Annotated in this window: 17 protein-coding genes and 1 pseudogene; 9 read left to right on the forward strand and 9 right to left on the reverse strand. The window is 62.3% G+C overall.

Annotated elements, in window-relative coordinates:
• The first annotated feature begins 189 nt into the window (after positions 1 to 189).
• From FGD77_RS21385 to FGD77_RS21425, 9 genes are all read left to right on the forward strand, one after another.
• On the forward strand, positions 190 to 948 hold the full coding sequence (locus tag FGD77_RS21385) for a transporter substrate-binding domain-containing protein (RefSeq protein WP_255013835.1): 759 nt from the start codon (positions 190 to 192) through the stop codon (positions 946 to 948).
• 124 nt (positions 949 to 1,072) lie between these two features.
• On the forward strand, positions 1,073 to 1,744 hold the full coding sequence (locus tag FGD77_RS21390; RefSeq protein WP_255013837.1) for an amino acid ABC transporter permease: 672 nt from the start codon (positions 1,073 to 1,075) through the stop codon (positions 1,742 to 1,744).
• An 11-nt stretch (positions 1,745 to 1,755) separates the two neighbouring features.
• A complete protein-coding gene (locus FGD77_RS21395; RefSeq protein ID WP_303626389.1) occupies positions 1,756 to 2,517 on the forward strand; it encodes an amino acid ABC transporter ATP-binding protein in 762 nt (253 codons plus the stop codon).
• Positions 2,518 to 2,688: 171 nt separating this feature from the next.
• Entirely contained in the window at positions 2,689 to 3,576 is an 888-nt protein-coding gene (locus tag FGD77_RS21400; protein ID WP_255013839.1) for a LysR family transcriptional regulator, read from the forward strand.
• 92 nt (positions 3,577 to 3,668) lie between these two features.
• On the forward strand, positions 3,669 to 4,145 hold the full coding sequence (locus FGD77_RS21405; RefSeq protein WP_255014397.1) for a formate dehydrogenase subunit gamma: 477 nt from the start codon (positions 3,669 to 3,671) through the stop codon (positions 4,143 to 4,145).
• Positions 4,142 to 5,659 (forward strand): NADH-quinone oxidoreductase subunit NuoF, encoded by a 1,518-nt coding sequence (locus FGD77_RS21410; RefSeq protein ID WP_255013841.1) that lies wholly within the window; start codon positions 4,142 to 4,144, stop codon positions 5,657 to 5,659. The genes FGD77_RS21405 and FGD77_RS21410 overlap by 4 nt, the downstream gene beginning before the upstream one ends.
• Positions 5,656 to 8,589, forward strand: a complete 2,934-nt coding sequence (fdhF, locus tag FGD77_RS21415; RefSeq protein ID WP_255013844.1) for a formate dehydrogenase subunit alpha — start codon at positions 5,656 to 5,658, stop codon at positions 8,587 to 8,589. The genes FGD77_RS21410 and fdhF overlap by 4 nt, the downstream gene beginning before the upstream one ends.
• Positions 8,590 to 8,591: 2 nt before the next feature.
• A complete protein-coding gene (fdhD, locus tag FGD77_RS21420) occupies positions 8,592 to 9,416 on the forward strand; it encodes a formate dehydrogenase accessory sulfurtransferase FdhD (protein WP_255013846.1) in 825 nt (274 codons plus the stop codon).
• Positions 9,406 to 9,624 carry a formate dehydrogenase subunit delta gene (locus FGD77_RS21425; protein ID WP_255013848.1) on the forward strand — a complete coding sequence of 73 codons (219 nt, stop codon included), beginning with the start codon at positions 9,406 to 9,408 and terminating at the stop codon, positions 9,622 to 9,624. Before fdhD ends, FGD77_RS21425 begins: the two co-directional genes overlap by 11 nt.
• A 61-nt stretch (positions 9,625 to 9,685) precedes the next feature.
• Here FGD77_RS21425 and FGD77_RS21430 read toward each other — a convergent pair whose 3' ends face one another.
• The 9 genes and pseudogenes from FGD77_RS21430 to FGD77_RS21470 all read right to left on the reverse strand — a co-directional run bounded on the left by FGD77_RS21430 (position 9,686) and on the right by FGD77_RS21470 (position 18,237).
• On the reverse strand, positions 9,686 to 10,990 hold the full coding sequence (locus tag FGD77_RS21430; RefSeq protein ID WP_255013852.1) for a branched-chain amino acid ABC transporter permease: 1,305 nt from the start codon (positions 10,988 to 10,990) through the stop codon (positions 9,686 to 9,688).
• Complete coding sequence (locus FGD77_RS21435; RefSeq protein ID WP_255013855.1) at positions 10,987 to 11,997, reverse strand: branched-chain amino acid ABC transporter permease; 1,011 nt, start codon at positions 11,995 to 11,997, stop codon at positions 10,987 to 10,989. Before FGD77_RS21435 ends, FGD77_RS21430 begins: the two co-directional genes overlap by 4 nt.
• Positions 11,998 to 12,049: 52 nt before the next feature.
• The gene (locus FGD77_RS21440) at positions 12,050 to 12,874 is read right to left on the reverse strand and encodes an ABC transporter ATP-binding protein (RefSeq protein ID WP_255013857.1); all 825 of its coding nucleotides are present in this window, start codon (positions 12,872 to 12,874) and stop codon (positions 12,050 to 12,052) included.
• A gap of 100 nt (positions 12,875 to 12,974) precedes the next feature.
• Positions 12,975 to 13,758, reverse strand: a pseudogene (locus FGD77_RS21445) (ABC transporter ATP-binding protein).
• A 221-nt stretch (positions 13,759 to 13,979) separates the two neighbouring features.
• Complete coding sequence (locus FGD77_RS21450) at positions 13,980 to 15,164, reverse strand: ABC transporter substrate-binding protein (protein WP_255013859.1); 1,185 nt, start codon at positions 15,162 to 15,164, stop codon at positions 13,980 to 13,982.
• 239 nt (positions 15,165 to 15,403) lie between these two features.
• Positions 15,404 to 15,841 carry a pseudoazurin gene (locus tag FGD77_RS21455; RefSeq protein WP_255013861.1) on the reverse strand — a complete coding sequence of 146 codons (438 nt, stop codon included), beginning with the start codon at positions 15,839 to 15,841 and terminating at the stop codon, positions 15,404 to 15,406.
• Positions 15,842 to 16,202: 361 nt separating this feature from the next.
• Positions 16,203 to 16,580, reverse strand: coding sequence for a DUF2237 family protein (locus FGD77_RS21460; protein ID WP_255013863.1), 378 nt, complete (start codon positions 16,578 to 16,580; stop codon positions 16,203 to 16,205).
• 90 nt (positions 16,581 to 16,670) lie between these two features.
• Positions 16,671 to 17,399, reverse strand: coding sequence for an aminoacyl-tRNA hydrolase (pth, locus tag FGD77_RS21465; RefSeq protein ID WP_255013865.1), 729 nt, complete (start codon positions 17,397 to 17,399; stop codon positions 16,671 to 16,673).
• 175 nt (positions 17,400 to 17,574) lie between these two features.
• Positions 17,575 to 18,237, reverse strand: coding sequence for a 50S ribosomal protein L25/general stress protein Ctc (locus tag FGD77_RS21470; RefSeq protein ID WP_255013867.1), 663 nt, complete (start codon positions 18,235 to 18,237; stop codon positions 17,575 to 17,577).
• Positions 18,238 to 18,260: the final 23 nt, after the last annotated feature.

Below are 18,260 nucleotides of genomic sequence, written 5' to 3' on the forward strand. Positions count from 1 at the left end.
CATCCCCGCCAAAGCAGGCCCGCCTGCGGAACCCATCCAACTCTTGCCGGTTGTAATCCGGCGCATATGCGGCGAAAAATCACGCGATATGCAGCTGGGGCTTTCAGCTTGACGCCCTGTGACCGCTTCGTCATGGTCCGGGCCGTCTGTACCTAAGACCTCGCCAATACCTTGGAAAGGGAGAGAGACATGAAATTCACCTTCAAAAAAGTGGCCATGGCCAGTGCCACAAGCCTTGCGATGGCCATCGGCGCAATGGCCCATGCCGACGGTGTGCGCGTCGCCACCGACCCCAGCTTTGTTCCGTTTGAAATGATGGACCGGGAAACCGGCGAAATGGTCGGTTTCGACATGGATATCATCCGCGAGATTGGCAAACGCGCCGGTTTCACACCCGACATCAACACGATGGACTTCAATGGCATCATCCCCGCTCTGCAAACAGGTAGCGTGGATATCGCCATTGCCGGCATGACAATCACCGAAGAGCGCAAGGAGATTGTCGATTTCTCCGACCCCTATTATGACAGCGGCCTGCAGATCCTGATCAGTGTAGACAATACAGACGTCAAGGAAGTCGATGATCTGGCCGGCATGAAGATCGGCACCAAGATCGGCTCGACCAGCTATGATTTCCTGACCGAGAAGTTCGGCGAAGACGCCACGGTCACGCCCTACCCCGGCTCGGCTGACATGTATATGGCCCTGATCGGCGGCAGCGTCGATGCGGTGTTCTACGATGCACCGAACGTCGGCTTCTTTGCCAACATGCGCGGCATGGGCCGGGTCAAGGTGGTCGGTCCGCTCTATGAGGGCCAGCAGTATGGCATCGCCTTCCCCAAGGGCAGTGACCGCGTCGAGGCGGTGAACGAAGCACTGGCCGCCATGCGCGAAGACGGTACCTATGACGAAATCCACGCCGAATGGTTCGGCAAAGCCGAAGAGTGATCCTCTCTCGCGCCATTAGGCACGCATAGAAGACATGGCCGCGCCATCGCGGCCTGCCTCCCCGGGGATGCATCTTCGGGGAGGTTTTCACGTCAACGGATATTTCCCTACCGGAGCCTGATTTGTGAATTCAACATTTCAATTCGACTGGCACGCGGCCTTCGCCTCTGTCCCGTATCTGCTGAAGGGCGTGCCCTACACGCTGTTGATCTCGTTCGGGGGGCTCGCCATCGGGTTTCTGATCGGGATCTTGTTCGGCCTCATGCGCATCAGCCCCACCGCGTGGCTGCGCTGGCCCGCCATCGCCTATATCGAGATTTTTCGCGGCACCCCCGTTCTGGTGCAGGTGCTGTTCATCTTCTACGGCCTGCCCCAGCTGATCGGCGGTCCGATCGACGCGCTGACCGCCGGTATCGCCGCCATCGCGGTAAACTCGGGCGCCTATATCTCCGAGGTGGTGCGCGGCGGCGTGCAATCCATCGAGCGCGGGCAGCGCGAGGCCGGTGTATCGCTGGGCCTGTCGCGCCTTCAGACGTTTCGCTACATCATCTGGCCGCAGGGCTTTCGCCGGATGATCCCGGCACTGGGCAACCAGGCCATCATCAGCATCAAGGATACATCGCTGTTCGCCGTCATCGGCGTGGGCGAACTGGTGCGTCAGGGGCAGATCTACATCGCGACAACCTTCAACGCGCTTGAGGTCTATCTGATGGTCGCGCTGATGTATCTGACGATCACGCTGACGCTGTCGGTGTTGTTGCGCATGCTGGAACGCAAGGGGCTGGTCGGACAATGAGCGGGAAAAACATGCAAAAGAGCGACACCAAGCCCATCGTCAAGATGGAGAAGCTGAACAAACATTTCGGCACCCTGCACGTACTGAAAGATGTCGATCTGGACGTCACCCCCGGCGAGGTGGTGGTGATCATCGGCGCCAGCGGGTCGGGCAAATCGACCCTGATCCGTTGCATCAACGGGCTGGAGGAATTCCAGTCCGGCAGTCTCGATGTGGACGGCAAGGTGCTGCTGCCCAACGGCAAGGCGTCCAAGGCTCTGCAACAGATCCGCACCGAGGTCGGGATGGTGTTCCAGCAGTTCAACCTGTTCCCGCATATGACCGTGCTGGACAACGTCACGCTGGCCCCGATGAAGGTGCGCGGCGCCAGCCGGGATGACGCGCAGCAGACCGCCCGCCGCCTGCTGGAACGTGTGGGCATTTCAGATCAGGCCGAAAAGCACCCCAGCCAGCTGTCAGGCGGGCAGCAGCAGCGTGTCGCTCTGGCCCGCGCCCTGGCGATGGAACCGCGCCTGATGCTGTTCGATGAACCCACGTCGGCGCTGGACCCCGAGATGATCGGCGAGGTGCTGGACGCCATGCGCGAACTGGCCCGCGAAGGCATGACGATGGTGATCGTCACGCATGAGATGAATTTCGCCCGCGAGGTCGCCGACCGCGTGATCTATATCCACAAGGGCGAGATCGTCGAGCAGGGCACGCCCCAAGCGGTGTTCGACACTCCCCAGAACGAGCGCACTCAAAGCTTCCTCGCGCGGGTTTTGACGCACTGAAGCGCGCCCACGATTGTGACGGATCAGGCCCTGCCGGAAACGGCGGGGCCTTTTCGTCTGCACAACTTCCGGGCGGTGGGATCAGCGGCAGGCAGGTCAACGCTGTATTGGAATAAGATTGGGAAACCGTTATGGTCGATTGATTATTTCAATCGATAAAAGGCCAGCATCATGCTCGATAAACTGGAAATGTTCATTGCCCTCGCCAAGGCGAAACATTTCGGCAAGGCCGCTGAGGATTTGGGCATTACGCAGCCGACCCTGTCCACCGGTATCAAGAATCTCGAAGGGCAGTTGGGGGTCAAGCTGGTGTTTCGCGGGTCCAAATATGGCGGGCTGACACCCGAAGGGCATAGCGCGCTGGAATGGGCGCGCCGCATCGTCGGGGACGCGCGGCAGCTCAAGGACGAAATGCGGTTTAAAAAGAACGGCTTGACCGGACAACTACGCGTTGCCGTCATCCCCACCGCTCTGACATGGGCCGCGCAATTATCGGCCCGTTTCAGCGAAAGGAATCCGCGGGTGCGGCTGACGCTATTGTCGCGCACTTCGATCGAAATCCTGTCGATGATCGAGAATTTGGACGTCGATGCCGGCATCACCTATCTGGACAACGAACCGACCGGCAGGGTCAGCACAGAGCCTCTCTACCGCGAACGTTATATGCTGATTTGCAATGAAAATTCACAGTTTGCAGGCCGTATGTCGGTTGGCTGGAAAGAGCTGGAGCGCGAGCGGTTGGCCTTGCTGACACCGGAAAACCAAAACAGACGAATCATCAACCGCCACTTTCAGGATGCCGGCGCAACGCCGGATGCATGGATCGAGTCAGATTCGCCCATCGTTCTGGTGGCGAATGTCGAAAAAGGCGACTGGCTGACCATTCTCGCGGCCGATATCGCGGCGTTTTTAACGCAGGGAAAGGCCCTGCGCCTGATCCCTTTATCTGGGTCCACAGCGGCCCCCAGCGTCGGGTTGGTCGCACCTTACCGCGAGCCGCATACGCCAACGTTGCAAGCCTTGCTGAACGAAGCGCGGGTAATGTCTAATATACGTTGATTGGGTAATCCTATCGGTAGACGAATTTTCGATATTGATAGAAAATGATTCGCTGGAATATTCTGCATTTCGAACAGCAGAAAAGGCCAGCCATGCAATACCCGACGCCAGCCCCGACAGATTTTGAGATCGGCGCATTGATCGATCATCATCTGCACCTCGAGGGACCACTACTGCCGATTCTGCACGCCATTCAGGCCGCATTCGGACATGTCCCGTCCTGCGCCATTCCCGTGATCGCGAAGGCCCTGAACATCACCAAGGCTGAAGTGCATGGCGTGGTGTCGTTTTACCATGATTTCCGCGATGCCCCCGCCGGGCGGCACGTGGTCAAGATCTGCCGCGCCGAGGCGTGTCAGGCGATGGGCGCAAACGCGCTGGCCGAGGGCGCCTTGGCCGAACTGGACATTGAATGGCACGGCACCACGGCCAACGGCGCGGTGACGATTGAACCCGTCTATTGCCTTGGCCTGTGTGCCTGCGGCCCGGCGGCGATGGTCGACGGCAAGGTGGTCGGCCGCCTGAACAAGGCGCGCATGTCCGCGCTGCTGAAGGAGGCAGGCGCATGAAAATCTATGTTCCAATGGACAGCGCCGCCAAGGCGCTTGGCGCCGATGACGTCGCCGCGGCGATCCGTACCGAGGCAGACGCGCGCGGGCTGGACGCGACCATCATCCGCAACGGCACGCGCGGCATGATCTGGCTGGAGCCGCTGGTTGAAATAGACACCGGCGAGGGGCGCCGCGCGTTCGGCCCGGTCACGCCCGAGGACGTTCCGGCCCTGCTGGACGGCAAGATGGCCGGGCTTGGCAAGGTCGAGGACATCCCGTTCCTTGCCCGCCAGACCCGCCTGACCTTTGCCCGCTGCGGCGTGATTGATCCACTGGATCTGGCCGATTACGAGGCGCATGGCGGCCTGACTGGTCTGCGCCGCGCGATCGCCATGACCAGCGCCGACATCATCGCGGAGGTAACCGATAGCGGCCTGCGCGGGCGCGGCGGCGCGGGCTTCCCGACCGGCATCAAGTGGAAGACGGTGATGGAGGCCGAGGCCAGCCAGAAATACATCGTCTGCAATGCCGACGAGGGCGACAGCGGCACCTTTGCCGACCGCATGATCATGGAGGGCGACCCCTTTACCCTGATCGAGGGCATGGTGATTGCCGGGCTCGCAGTCGGCGCGACCAGGGGCTACGTCTATCTGCGCTCGGAATACCCCGATGCCATCGACGTGATGACCGCCGCCGTGACGCTGGCGCAGCAAAACGGTATCCTTGGCCCGGACATCCTCGGCTCGGGCCGGGCATTCGACATGGAAATCCGCGTCGGCGCCGGCGCCTATGTCTGCGGCGAGGAAACATCGCTGCTGAACTCGCTGGAGGGCAAGCGCGGTGAAGTACGCGCCAAGCCGCCCCTGCCCGCGCTGGAGGGGTTCCTGAGCAAGCCAACCGTCGTGAACAACGTGATCAGTTTGGCGACAGTCCCGGTGATATTTGAGCGGGGCGCGCTGCATTACGCCGATTTCGGCACAGGCCGCTCGCGCGGCACGGCGACCTTGCAGATCGCCGGCAACATCGCGCGCGGCGGGCTGTTCGAGACTGCCTTTGGCATCACGCTGGACGAAGTGATCAACGATCTGGCAGGCGGCACGGCATCGGGCCGTCCGGTCAAGGCAGCACAGGTAGGCGGCCCGCTGGGCGCCTATATTCCCGTCACGAACTTCGACGCACCGCTTGGTTATGAAGAGTTGGACGCCAAGGGCGGTCTCTTGGGCCATGCCGGGATCGTGGTCTTTGACGACAGCGCCGACATGCTGCAAATGGCCCGATTTGCTATGGAGTTCTGCGCGATCGAAAGCTGTGGCAAATGCACACCCTGCCGTATCGGATCGGTGCGAGGTGTTGAGACCATTGACCGCATCGCGCGCGGCGATACCTCCGCAATCCCGCTGCTGACCGACCTGTGCGAGACAATGACCGACGGATCGCTGTGTGCGCTGGGGGGATTTACCCCCTATCCGGTCATGTCCGCCCTCACCCATTTCCCAGACGACTTCGCGCGTCAGCAGGAGGCTGCAGAATGAAAGATTTCATCCTACCCACCCCCATCCATGACGACCGCGACATGGGCACCCCCGCCAAGACCGGCGCGCCCGTCACCCTGACGATCGACGGGTTTTCCGTGACCGTCCCCGAGGGCACGTCAGTCATGCGCGCCGCCGCCGAGGCTGGCACACAGATCCCCAAGCTGTGCGCAACCGACAATATCGAGGCGTTCGGATCCTGCCGCCTTTGCGTGGTCGAGATCGAGGGCCGCCGCGGCACGCCCGCCTCCTGCACCACCCCGGTGGCCGAGGGCATGGCCGTGCGCACCCAAAGCCCTAAGGTCAAGAAAATCCGCAAGGGCGTGATGGAACTGTACATCTCGGACCACCCGCTGGACTGCCTGACCTGCGGCGCCAACGGCGATTGCGAATTGCAGGACATGGCCGGCGCGGTCGGCCTGCGCGACCAGCGCTATGAGGCGGGGCGCAACCATTACGATCCGTCCGGCACAGGCACGCTGGCGCAGGGCGACACGCGTGCGCGCGGCGCCGCCGGCGATCTGGGTAACCCCGAATTCATCCCAAAGGACACGTCGAACCCCTATTTCACCTATGATCCCAGCAAATGCATCGCCTGTTCGCGCTGCGTGCGCGCCTGCGAAGAGGTTCAGGGCACATTCGCGCTGACCATCGAGGGGCGCGGCTTTGAAAGCCGGGTTTCGGCAGGCATGGCGGGCGATGATTTCATGGCCTCCGATTGTGTCAGCTGCGGCGCCTGCGTTCAGGCCTGCCCGACCGCAACGCTTCAGGAAAAATCCATCATCGAGCTGGGCACGCCCGAGCGGTCGGTCATCACCACCTGCGCCTATTGCGGTGTCGGCTGCTCCTTCAAGGCCGAACTGAACGGCGATGAACTGGTGCGCATGGTTCCCTACAAGCACGGCAAGGCCAATCGCGGCCATTCCTGCGTCAAGGGCCGGTTCGCCTATGGCTATGCCAACCACAAGGACCGCATCCTGAACCCGATGATCCGCGATTCCATTGACGAGCCGTGGCAGGAAGTCAGCTGGGACGAGGCGCTGACCTTCGCTGCGCAGCGGATGCGCGGGCTTCAGGACAAGTACGGCAAGAAATCGATCGGCGTCATCACCTCCAGCCGCTGTACCAACGAGGAAACCTATCTGGTGCAGAAACTGACGCGCGCGGTGTTCGGCAACAACAACACCGATACCTGCGCGCGGGTGTGCCATTCGCCCACCGGCTATGGCCTGGGTCAGACCTTCGGCACATCGGCCGGCACGCAGGATTTCGACTCGGTCGAGGATACCGACGTGATGATCCTGATCGGCGCCAACCCGACCGACGCGCATCCCGTCTTTGCCAGCCGGATGAAGAAACGTCTGCGCGCGGGCGCCAAGATCATCGTGATCGACCCGCGCAAGATCGATCTGGTCCGCTCGGCCCATATCGAGGCATCCCATCACCTGCCCCTGCGCCCCGGCACCAACGTGGCTGTCGTGTCCGCCCTGTCGCATGTTATCGTGACCGAAGGGTTGATGGATCAGGATTTCATCCGCGAGCGGTGCGACTGGGACGAATTCAGCGAGTATGCCGAATTCATCAGCGATCCGCGCCACAGCCCCGAAGCGACCGAGATGCTGACAGGCGTCCCTGCCGCCGATCTGCGCGCCGCCGCGCGCCAGTTCGCCACCGGCGGCAACGGCGCCATCTACTATGGCCTCGGCGTGACCGAGCATAGCCAGGGGTCCACCACCGTGATCGGCATCGCCAACCTTGCCATGCTGACCGGCAATGTCGGGCGCAAGGGCGTTGGCGTAAACCCGCTACGCGGCCAGAACAACGTGCAGGGGTCGTGCGACATGGGATCCTTCCCGCACGAATTGCCGGGCTATCGCCACGTCAAAAATCAGGACGTGCGCGACATCTATCAGGAGGTCTGGGGCGTCCAGATCGATTCCGAGCCGGGCCTGCGCATTCCCAACATGCTGGATGCCGCCGTCGAGGGCACGTTCAAGGGCCTCTATTGTCAGGGCGAGGACATCCTGCAATCGGACCCGGATACGAAACACGTCGCGGCCGGCCTTGCCGCGATGGAATGTGTCATCGTGCATGACCTGTTCCTGAACGAGACGGCGAACTACGCGCATGTGTTCCTGCCCGGCTCGACCTTTCTGGAAAAGGACGGCACGTTCACCAATGCCGAGCGCCGCATCAACCGCGTGCGCGAGGTGATGAAGCCGCTGAACGGCTATGCCGATTGGGAGGTGACGCAACTTCTGGCCAATGCGATGGGCGCGGGCTGGCACTACACCCACCCCACCCAGATCATGGACGAGATCGCGCTGACCACGCCCAGCTTTGCCGGGGTGTCCTATGACGTGCTGGAGGAAAAGGGTTCCGTCCAGTGGCCTTGTAACGAGGATCACCCCGACGGCACGCCGCTGATGCATGTCGACGGGTTCATGCGCGGCAAGGGGCGGTTCATCGTCACCGAATATGTCGCGACGGAGGAGAAATCCGGCCCCCGCTTCCCGCTGCTTCTGACCACCGGGCGGATCCTGTCGCAGTATAACGTCGGCGCGCAGACACGGCGCACGGATAACAGCCTGTGGCATGATCAGGACCTGCTCGAAATCCACCCGCACGACGCCGAACTGCGCGGTCTCAAGGACGGCCAGTGGATCAAGCTGGCGTCGCGCGCCGGGGAAACGACCCTGCGCGCCAAGGTATCCGAGCGGATGTCGCCGGGCGTGGTCTACACCACGTTCCACCACCCCGACACGCAGGCCAACGTCATCACCACCGATTTTTCCGACTGGGCGACCAACTGCCCGGAATACAAGGTGACGGCGGTGCAGGTCTCGCATTCCAACGGCCCGACCGACTGGCAGGAGGAATATAATGCCCAGGCCGCGCAATCGCGCCGCATCCTGCCCGCGGCGGAATAGGCGTGGTCTCGCCCTGGGTCGCCCATAGCACAGCGGGGGTTTCCGTCCGGCGGGACGGCGCGCGCGACATCGTGCGCTCCCTGCCTGAGGAAACGCCCATCGCCCTGGTCTTTGACGGGACCACGGCGGCGGTGATGATGGCAACGCCGGATGACATCGCGGATTTCGCGATGGGTTTTGCCCTGACCGAAGGGTTCATCACCCACCCGCGCGATGTCACCGAATTCGAACTCACCGCGCACGAGCAGGGCATCGAAGCGCGGTTCTGGCTGAACGGCGAACGCGCGCAGGCGGTGCAAACCCGTCGGCGCAACATGCTGGGCCCGGTGGGCTGCGGTCTGTGCGGGATCGACAGTCTGGAACAGGCGATCCGATCCCTGCCCGTGCTGGGGCCGGGCGCCAGCGCCATCAGCCAATGCGACGTGGCGCGCGGGGCACAGGCCCTGCGCGCTTATCAGCCCCTGCACGACCAAACACGCGCGGTCCATGCCGCCGGATTCCTGCGCCCCGGTGGCAGGATAGAACTCGCGCGCGAGGATGTGGGCCGGCACAACGCGTTGGACAAGCTGATCGGCGCGATGGCCCATCAGGGCATTGATCCGCGCGCGGGTGCGATTGTGCTGACCTCGCGGATCTCGGTGGAGATGGTGCAAAAGACGGTGATCGCCGGATGTCCTGTCCTGATCGCCGTATCCGCGCCGACCGCCCATGCCCTGCGCCTTGCCAAGGGGGCGGGGCTGACGCTGGCGGCCTTTGCGCGCAGCGACGGCTTTGATATCTATTCCCACCCCGAACGTATTCAGACAGGAGCCTGCGATGCAGCCTGACAAATTGATCATGATGGCAAATCAGATCGCCACCTACTTCAAAACCCAACCCGGCACCGGCCAGGCCGAACATGTCGCCGCCCATATCAATGATTTCTGGGAGCCGCGCATGCGTGCCAGACTGGCCGCCCATGTCGCGGCAGGCGCTCAGGGCATGTCGCCCTTGGCGGTGGACGCCTTTGCGTTTGTCCGCGTCCCGGTCGAATAACCGCCAAGGCGCCACGCCGATACGCTAATATCGGACTGCGGCGCCGACGCGGCCTGCCTCCCTATTTCTCGGGGATCAGACCGCGCGGGTTGAATCGCAGCACCAACAGCAGGACAAGCCCCATCGTGAACAGCCGCATATGCGCTGCGGATTCCAGAAGATGCGTTTTCAACCAGCTGCCATCCGTCATACCCGCCGTGATCAGGTCCATCAGCAGCCGCCCCATCGGCTCTACCTGAACCCACAGGAACCAGATCAGGAATCCACCCAGCACGGCGCCGAAATTATTACCCGACCCGCCGACAATCACCATCACCCAGATCAGGAAGGTAAAGCGCAGCGGCTGGTAGCTGCTGGGCGTCAGCTGCCCGTCCAGCGTGGCCATCATCGCGCCCGCGATCCCGCAAATGGCACTGCCAAGGATAAATACCTGCAAATGCCGCCTCTTGACGTCCTTGCCCATCGCCTCGGCCGCGACCTCGTTATCGCGGATCGCGCGCAGCATGCGGCCCCATGGACTGGCCAGCGCCTTTTGCGCCATCCATAGCAGCACCACCAGCACCGCCAGAAACAGCCCTGCATACAGGAGTTTGACATAAAGCGTCGAGGCCATCACCGGATCCAGCCCCAGTCCGGCCGCCTTTTCGACAAACCCCGGATCGCCCTGCAGGTCGATCTCATACGGCACAGGACGCGGGATGCCGATCACATTCTTGACGCCGCGCGACAGCCAATCCTCGTTCTTCAGCACCGCGATGATGATCTCGGCAATGCCAAGCGTCGCAATCGCCAGATAGTCCGAGCGCAGCCCCAGTGCCGTCTTGCCGATCAGCCACGCAGCACCTGCCGCGAAAATGCCGCCCACCGGCCACGCAATGATCACCGGCAGGCCCAGCCCGCCGAGATATCCGGTCGCCGCCGGGTCAATCGCCTCGATCGCCGAGACGCCGGGGTCCAGCACCGCGCGGTAGGCAAAGAACCCGGCCACCAGCAGCACGATCATTGCGGCGGTGCGCGGCCAGCCTTTGCGCATCGCGCGGTAGGTCAGCACAGCGGCGGTGATGGTCGCCGCCCCCATCACCATCGCCAGCACCACGCGCACACCGCCAGCGGCGAAGGCCCCTTCGGTCGGGGGCATCGATATCAGAACCGTGGCCAGCCCCCCCAGCGCGACGAAGCCCATCACCCCGACGTTGAACAACCCCGCGAACCCCCATTGCAGGTTGACCCCCAGCGCCATGATGGCGGAAATCAACCCCATGTTGAGGATAAGGATGGCGGCGTTCCAGCTTTGCAGGACACCGGTCAGCAGGATCAGCACCCCGACGATGGCAAACAGGCCGACATTTTTCACCATGGCGTTCATACCGACTGCCCCTTGAACAATCCCGTTGGCTTGAACAGCAGCACGATCAGCAGGATCACGAAACTGACCGCGAATTTGTAATCGGTGCTCAGCAGCTGCACCAGACCGTCAGGCGCCAGACTGTCGGGCATCATGTAGCCCAGCACCTTTTTCCACGCATAGGTGATCGTCACCTCGGAAAAGGCGATCACGAACCCACCGGCAATGGCGCCCAGCGGGCTGCCCAGCCCGCCGACGATGGCGCTGGCAAAGATCGGCAGAAGCAGCTGGAAATACGTGAACGGCTTGAACGATTTGTCCAGCCCGTAAAGCACGCCGGCAATGGTCGCGAGGGCCGCGACGATGATCCATGTCAGCATCACCACCCGTTCGGGATTGATCCCCGACAACAGCGCCAGATCCTCGTTATCGGAATAGGCGCGCATGGATTTGCCCGCGCGGGTGCGGTTCAGAAACCAGAACAGCAGCGCCACCACGACGATGGCCGTCACCAGCGTGATCGCCTGCGTCGATTTGATCGCCAGCCCCTCGTCCAGCCCGGTCATCGCCTTGAAGGTGCGCGCTGAAATCAGGAACCGCTCGCCATCCAGAAACTGCTGGTCGTCAGGCCCGATGATAAAGCGGACGATACCGTTCATTATGAACATCACGCCCATCGACACGATCACCAGGATCACCGGCTTGGCCTTTTTCTCGCGATAGAACCGATAGACGGCGCGATCTGTGGCCAGCAGCAATAGGATACACCCAAGGATCCCGAAAGGCAGCGCCAGCAGCGCGGTCGGCAGCGGCCCCAGACTGACGCCCATGGACTGCAACCACCAGGTCACAAGAACGGTCACCATAGCGCCAAAGGCCATCGTGTCGCCATGGGCAAAATTGGAAAACCGCAGGATCCCGTAGATCAGCGTCACGCCCAGCGCCCCCAGCGCCAATTGGCTGCCATAGGCAATGCCGGGGACCAAAACGTAATTTGCAAGCGCGACGATCGCGTTGAGAAAATCCATCAGTCAGTCTCTCCGCAGCTGCGAGGCGTGAATTGAAAGCGGTGTCGCATGGTCATCCCCCAAGGAAACTTTTGCGCACGTCCTCGTTGGCCAACAGGTCCTTGCCGGTGCCGGAATAGGCGTTGGCCCCCTGCACCAGAACATACCCCTTGTCGGCGATCTCCAGCGCCTGACGCGCGTTCTGCTCGACCATCAGGATCGGGATGCCGGTGCGCGCCACGTCGATGATGCGGTCGAACAACTCATCCATGACGATAGGGCTGACGCCTGCGGTCGGCTCGTCCAGCATCAGCACCTTGGGCTGCGTCATCAGCGCGCGGCCAACTGCCACCTGCTGGCGCTGCCCGCCCGATAGCTCCCCGGCAGGCTGTCGCCGCTTGTCGCGCAGGATCGGGAACAGATCGTATATCTGTTCCATCGTGGCGGAATAATCATCGGTGCGGATAAAGGCGCCCATTTCCAGGTTTTCCTCCACACTCATGGAGGTAAAGATATTGTTGGTCTGCGGCACAAAACCCATACCCTTGGCCACGCGGTCCTGCGGCGACAGCGCGGTAATATCCTCGCCGTTCAGGCGGACATGCCCCGCGCGCAGATCCAGCATGCCAAAGACCGCCTTCATCGCCGTCGATTTGCCCGCGCCGTTCGGCCCGACGATCACCGCGATCTCACCCTTTTCCACGGCAATGGTGCAATCGTGCAAAATGTCAGGGCCCTTGCCATAGCCGCCGGTCATAGCCTCACCGATCAGAAAAGGGCCGCCCGGCGCCGCAGATACAGCGCTATCACTCGGCCCGGGTTGCGCGGCGCCGGTGCCACGCGGATTGGCAATGGACGCATCCTTGTTGCCCCGGTCGCCGTAGGGATCGCTGCTCATGTTTCTTCTTGCTCCAAATATCCCGGGGGAGCGTTGAATTTCCGCGGAAATTCAACGTAGGGGGCAGCGCCCCCAAAACCACACCAGCAATCGGCGCGCCTCATGCGTTCACCTTGTCACGGTTCTTGAGGCCGGTGCCCAAATACGCCTCGATCACCTGTTCGTTGGCCTTGATCTGCTCCAGCGTGCCGGTGGCCAGAACGCGCCCCTCCGCCATGCAGATCACCGGGCCGCCCAGCCGAGCGATGAAATCCATGTCGTGCTCGATCACGACAAAGGTATAGCCGCGCTCCTTGTTCAGGCGCAGGATCGCATCGCCGATGACGTTCAGCAGGGTGCGGTTCACTCCGGCGCCCACCTCGTCCAGAAACACGATGCGCGCGTCGACCATCATCGTGCGGCCCAATTCCAGCAGCTTTTTCTGCCCGCCCGATATCTGCCCGGCCTTCTGATCGGCCAGATGCTGGATCGTCAAAAACTCCAGAACCTCGTCGGCCTTGGCCCGCAGAGCGCGCTCTTCATCGGCGATGCGTTTGCGCCCGAACCACGTGTTCCACAGCCGTTCGCCCGTCTGCCCTGGCCGGGACCATCATCAGGTTCTCGCGGCAGCTCATCGAATGAAATTCATGGGCAATCTGGAAGGTGCGCAACACACCCTTGTGAAACAGATCATGCGGCGGCAGGCCGGTGATATCAGCGCCGCCCATGGTGACGCGGCCCGATGTCGGCCTGTGAACGCCGGCGATCACGTTGAACAGCGTCGTCTTGCCGGCGCCGTTCGGTCCGATCAATCCGGTGATCGCCCCTTCCTCGAAGGACAGGCTGGCACCATCGACGGCGTGAAAGCCGCCAAAATGCTTGTGGAGATCTTCAACAGCGATCATCCAAATACTCCTTGCCGTCGACCCTGTCCGTGCCATGCATCGTGCACGATCGCCCCAGCGCATCTGCAGACCGTGACATGATCTGCACGCTTATAGAAAAATGCGCCCGTTGCGCAACAGTTGGCTCAGCCGTTTTCTGTGGTGAGGGGCCGCAAGACGGCCCGGGCACAGGCCCGGACCGCCACGACTGCGCAAGACACGTCTGCGCAAGATACGAACAATCAGCGGTAGCCGATTGTCACCATCTCGCCGTCTTTCATCTCGATCTCACGATAGCTGCCGGCGGTTTCGCCGTTTCCGATCAGCTCGACTGCAGCGGCGCCGACATAGTCGATCTCGCCGCCATCCTTCAGGATTTGCAGTGCCTTACCCAGATCACCCGGCAGGATCTCTTCGCCCGGGGCGTTCGCGACATCCATCACCTTGTCCTTGTAGGCCGACGGATCGGTTGACCCGGCGGCCTGCATCGCCAGCAGGATCAGCGCCGCGGCGTCATAGGATTCCGCCGCGAACGTGCTGGTGGAATCGAACCCCGCCGCCTTGCTCATTTCGCTGAACTGATCCGCGCCGTCACCTGCCGCGTTCGGGTGCTGACCAAAGGATCCCTCGGTCGCGCTGGCGAAATTGGCTTCCAGTGTTTCAGACACCATGCCATCGGGGTACATGAACGTGTCGAACGCTCCGGAATCAAGCGACGCGTTCAGGATACCGGCACCGCCCTGATCAATGTAGCCGACCACGACCAGAACTTCACCGCCAGCCGAGGCCAGCGCGCCCACTTCGGCGGAATAATCCGCCTTGCCGTCTTCATGCGCGGAATTCAACGTGACGGTGCCGCCCGATTGCACAAAGGATTCCTCAAAAGCGTCGGCAAGGCCCTTGCCGTAGTCGTTGTTGGTGTAGGTCACTGCGACTTCGCTGATGCCGCGCTCGTTCAGGATGTCGGCCATCACCTGACCTTGGCGCGCATCCGAGGGCGACGTGCGGAAGAACAGCCCGTTATCTTCGACCGTGCTAAGCGCCGGCGACGTGGCCGAGGGCGAAATCATCACGACGCCGTTCGGAATGGCCGCGTTTTGCAGCACGGCGCCCGTCTCGCCCGAGCACATGCCGCCGACGATTCCCTTTACCCCGTCCGAGGTGATCAGCCGCTCGGCCGATTGCACGGCGAGGTTGGCGTCGGTACAGCCGGTGTCACCATCAACCGCAACAATCGTCTGCCCATCCAGGAAGTTACCCGACTCGTTGATCTGATCGATCGCCAGCTTGGCCCCGGAGGCCATGTTCGGCGATATGGATTCCAGCGGGCCGGTGAACCCTAACAGAATCCCCAGCTTTACGTCTTCGGCATTAGCCGCACCGGCCATCAGGGCGGTTGCGGCGCTGGCCATCAGCAGTTTTTTCATCAATCGTCTCCCTTTACGTGGAACATAGGTCCGAGCAGAGTCTAAGCAGAGCGCAGCAGGAAGAAAAGCCTCTTCCATGGCGTCAGGGCGGACAAACATTTCACCCGATCAGCAGGCACCTCGGTATCCTGCAGCCATGCTGAGCCAGCCGGAAACGATTGCGCCATGCCCTGAAACCATCGGGGCATGGCGCATATTTTCAAACCGGTGGCGCGCCAGGGCGCGGACCGACGGCCTGATCAGTTCAGGCTGGCTTCGGTCAGAATCTCTTCAAAGGCTTGCTTGGCCTTCTTGGGCATCTTGGCTTCCAGGAAATTATCCGGCACGGGGGCGTCGGCAACCTGGATCACCATGACCATGCCCATGCCCTTGTGCGGCTTGCATTCCACGCCGATCACGCCTTCGGCGGTCAGTTCGACGTCGATCTCCTGGTTGATCTTGCCGGTAAACTCCTCTTGCCCCTCGGGCAGCATGCCCTTGATGCTTTCGGCGTTGTGGCCCTTGTCCGTCGGGAGGAACTTGACGGTGTCACCGACAGCGGCAGACACGAAGCGCGGCTCGAATACCATAACGCCGGCTTCGCCCTTGTTCAGCATCTTGACCTCATGCACTTCGGCAGAGGCCAGAACGGGGGCAAGCGCCAGCAGCGAGGCGGCGATGATTGTCTTGAACGTCATTTCTTTTCCTTCTTGGTAGATGGTAGCCCGCAGCGATGCATCGCTGCAGGGCCGTTCCCTGGAACCCCCACCCTGATACCTGGGGCGCGTCGGAGGCGTTTTTTTCATGAGAAACCCCATCACGAATGTCGCCTCGTTCTCGTCCAGATCGGCGCGGGAGAACATCGACGGTGTGATACTCTTCCGCCGGTTCTGAGTAAACTGCGACACATCGCCCGGGCCATGGCAGATGGTGCAGCGCTCGCTATGATTTCACCATGGGCGTTGCGCAAATGACCAATCGCCGCAGCGAAGGGCGCCGCCGCCCTCGGCCCGCCAACGTTCAGAAATACCTAAGCCCGCCGCGGGCTTGGCGGCGGCGTCAGTCCGCCACGGCATGCCGGCGAAGCACATCCAGCGGCACGATTTCCAGCGCGCGCATATGCGTGGCGGTCAGTCGGACCTTGGGCGCGCAGCCCTCGTCATGGGCTTGCGCAAAGCGCGCGGCACACAGGCACCAGTCGTCACCGGCGACCAGCCCGGCAAAGCCGAACTCGGGGCGCGGCGTGCTGAGATCGTTGCCGACGTACTTTGAGAATGCCAGAAATTCGGCCGTCATCCGGGCGCAAACAGTGTGACTGCCCCGGTCCTCGGCGCAGGTATTGCAATGGCCGTCGCGGAAAAACCCGGTGACGGGGGCCGTCTGCGAACAGGGGCTCAGCGGCCCGCCCAGAACATTTACGGGATCGTCCTTTTGCATCTGCGCCGCCCTTTCGCTGCTGACCTCCAGCCTAACACGCGCCGCGCCCCCGGCAAGGGGCTTGCGCAAGCGAAGCGTGCGCGGCGCTGCCTAGCGGAACCTGTCTGCCAGCTTTTGCAGGGCGCTGCGGTTGTCGGGTGTTGCGGGCGCACCCTCGGCCTGCGGCGCCGGCTGGGCCGCCGGGGCGGAGGGTTTGGGTTTGTCGCCGCCACCCGGCTGCGTGCCCGCCGATGGCCGCGTCGAAGAGCGTGCCGGTGCGGTCCGCTGCGCGACGGCGTTCTGAAACCGCCCGGCGTCGCCGTCCGCCAGATGGGGCGCGCCGTCGCTGACACCGCGCAGCACATCGTCCAGCCAGTCCTGATCGGCCTTGGCGAAATCGTTCAGCACATAGCCCGGCACCGCCTCCTTGCGGCCCGGATGGCCGACGCCCATGCGCACGCGGCTGTAATGCGGCCCGATATGCTGATGAACCGAGCGCAGGCCGTTATGGCCCGCATGCCCGCCGCCATCCTTGACGCGCAGCTTGCCGGGGGCAAGGTCGATTTCGTCATGGAAAACGGTGATGTCTGTCGACTCCAGCTTGTAGAACCGCATCGCCTCGCTGACCGACTGGCCGCTGAGGTTCATGAACGTGCCGGGTTTCAGCAGCAGCACCTTGGCGCTGCCCAGCCGCCCCTCGCAGGCATGGCCCTGAAACCGTGCCTTCCACGGGCCGAACCCATGATCAGCGGCAATCCGGTCCAGCGCCATAAAGCCGATATTGTGCCGGTTGCCCGCATATTTCGCGCCGGGGTTTCCCAGCCCTGCAAAGATCAGCATGACGCCCCTCTTGGTTTGGTCGGCTTCGGTTTAGCGTGTTTTAACGCGGACTGGAAATGTGGAATGAGCGCCAGGCGCATTGCCCTGCGCACTGGGCCGCACAAGCAACCGAAAACGAAAAACGCGGCCCCCGAAGGGACCGCGCTCGTTCTGCTGGCAAGGTTGAGACAGAGGATTACTCCGCGTCGTCCTCGGCTTCTTCGCCGGCGACGGGTACTTCGTCCGCTTCAACTTCGTCCTCGTCATCGGAATCCGACTTCAGCGCCGACGGTGCCGACACGTTGCAGATCATGAAATCGCGGTCCTTGATCACCAGATCCGCGCCCTCGGGCAGGTCGATGTCCGAGATCGTGATGGTGTCGCCGATATTGACCAGCTTGCGCATGTCAACGATCAGGGCATCGGGGATGTCGCCTGCGGTCACCAGCAGCTCGACTTCGCCGCGGATCGTCGTCATGACGCCGCCCTTGGTGATGGCCGGGCACTCTTCCTCGTGCTGGAAATCGATCGGGATGAACAGGTTGATCTTGGTCGTGCGCTTCAGGCGCATCAGGTCCAGATGCGTCGGCAGATCCTTGACCACATCGCGCTGAACGTCGCGGCAGATGACGCGCACGTCGTCCTGGCCCTCGACCTTCAGGTTGAACAGCGTCGACTTGAAACGGCCCTTCTTGAGCCGCTTGAGCAGGACGTTGAACGGAATGTTGATCGGCAGCGGATCGACGTCACCACCAAAAACGATACCCGGAACCATGCCAGCGCGGCGTGCGGCACGAGCGGCGCCCTTGCCTGTCCCCGTGCGTTCCTGGGCGTGAAGATCAGGAATTTCTCCAGCCATGTGTAATTCTCCATAAGTTAAGG

Origin of the sequence: Roseovarius sp. M141 (assembly GCF_024355225.1) — a bacterium.
Lineage (GTDB): Bacteria > Pseudomonadota > Alphaproteobacteria > Rhodobacterales > Rhodobacteraceae > Roseovarius.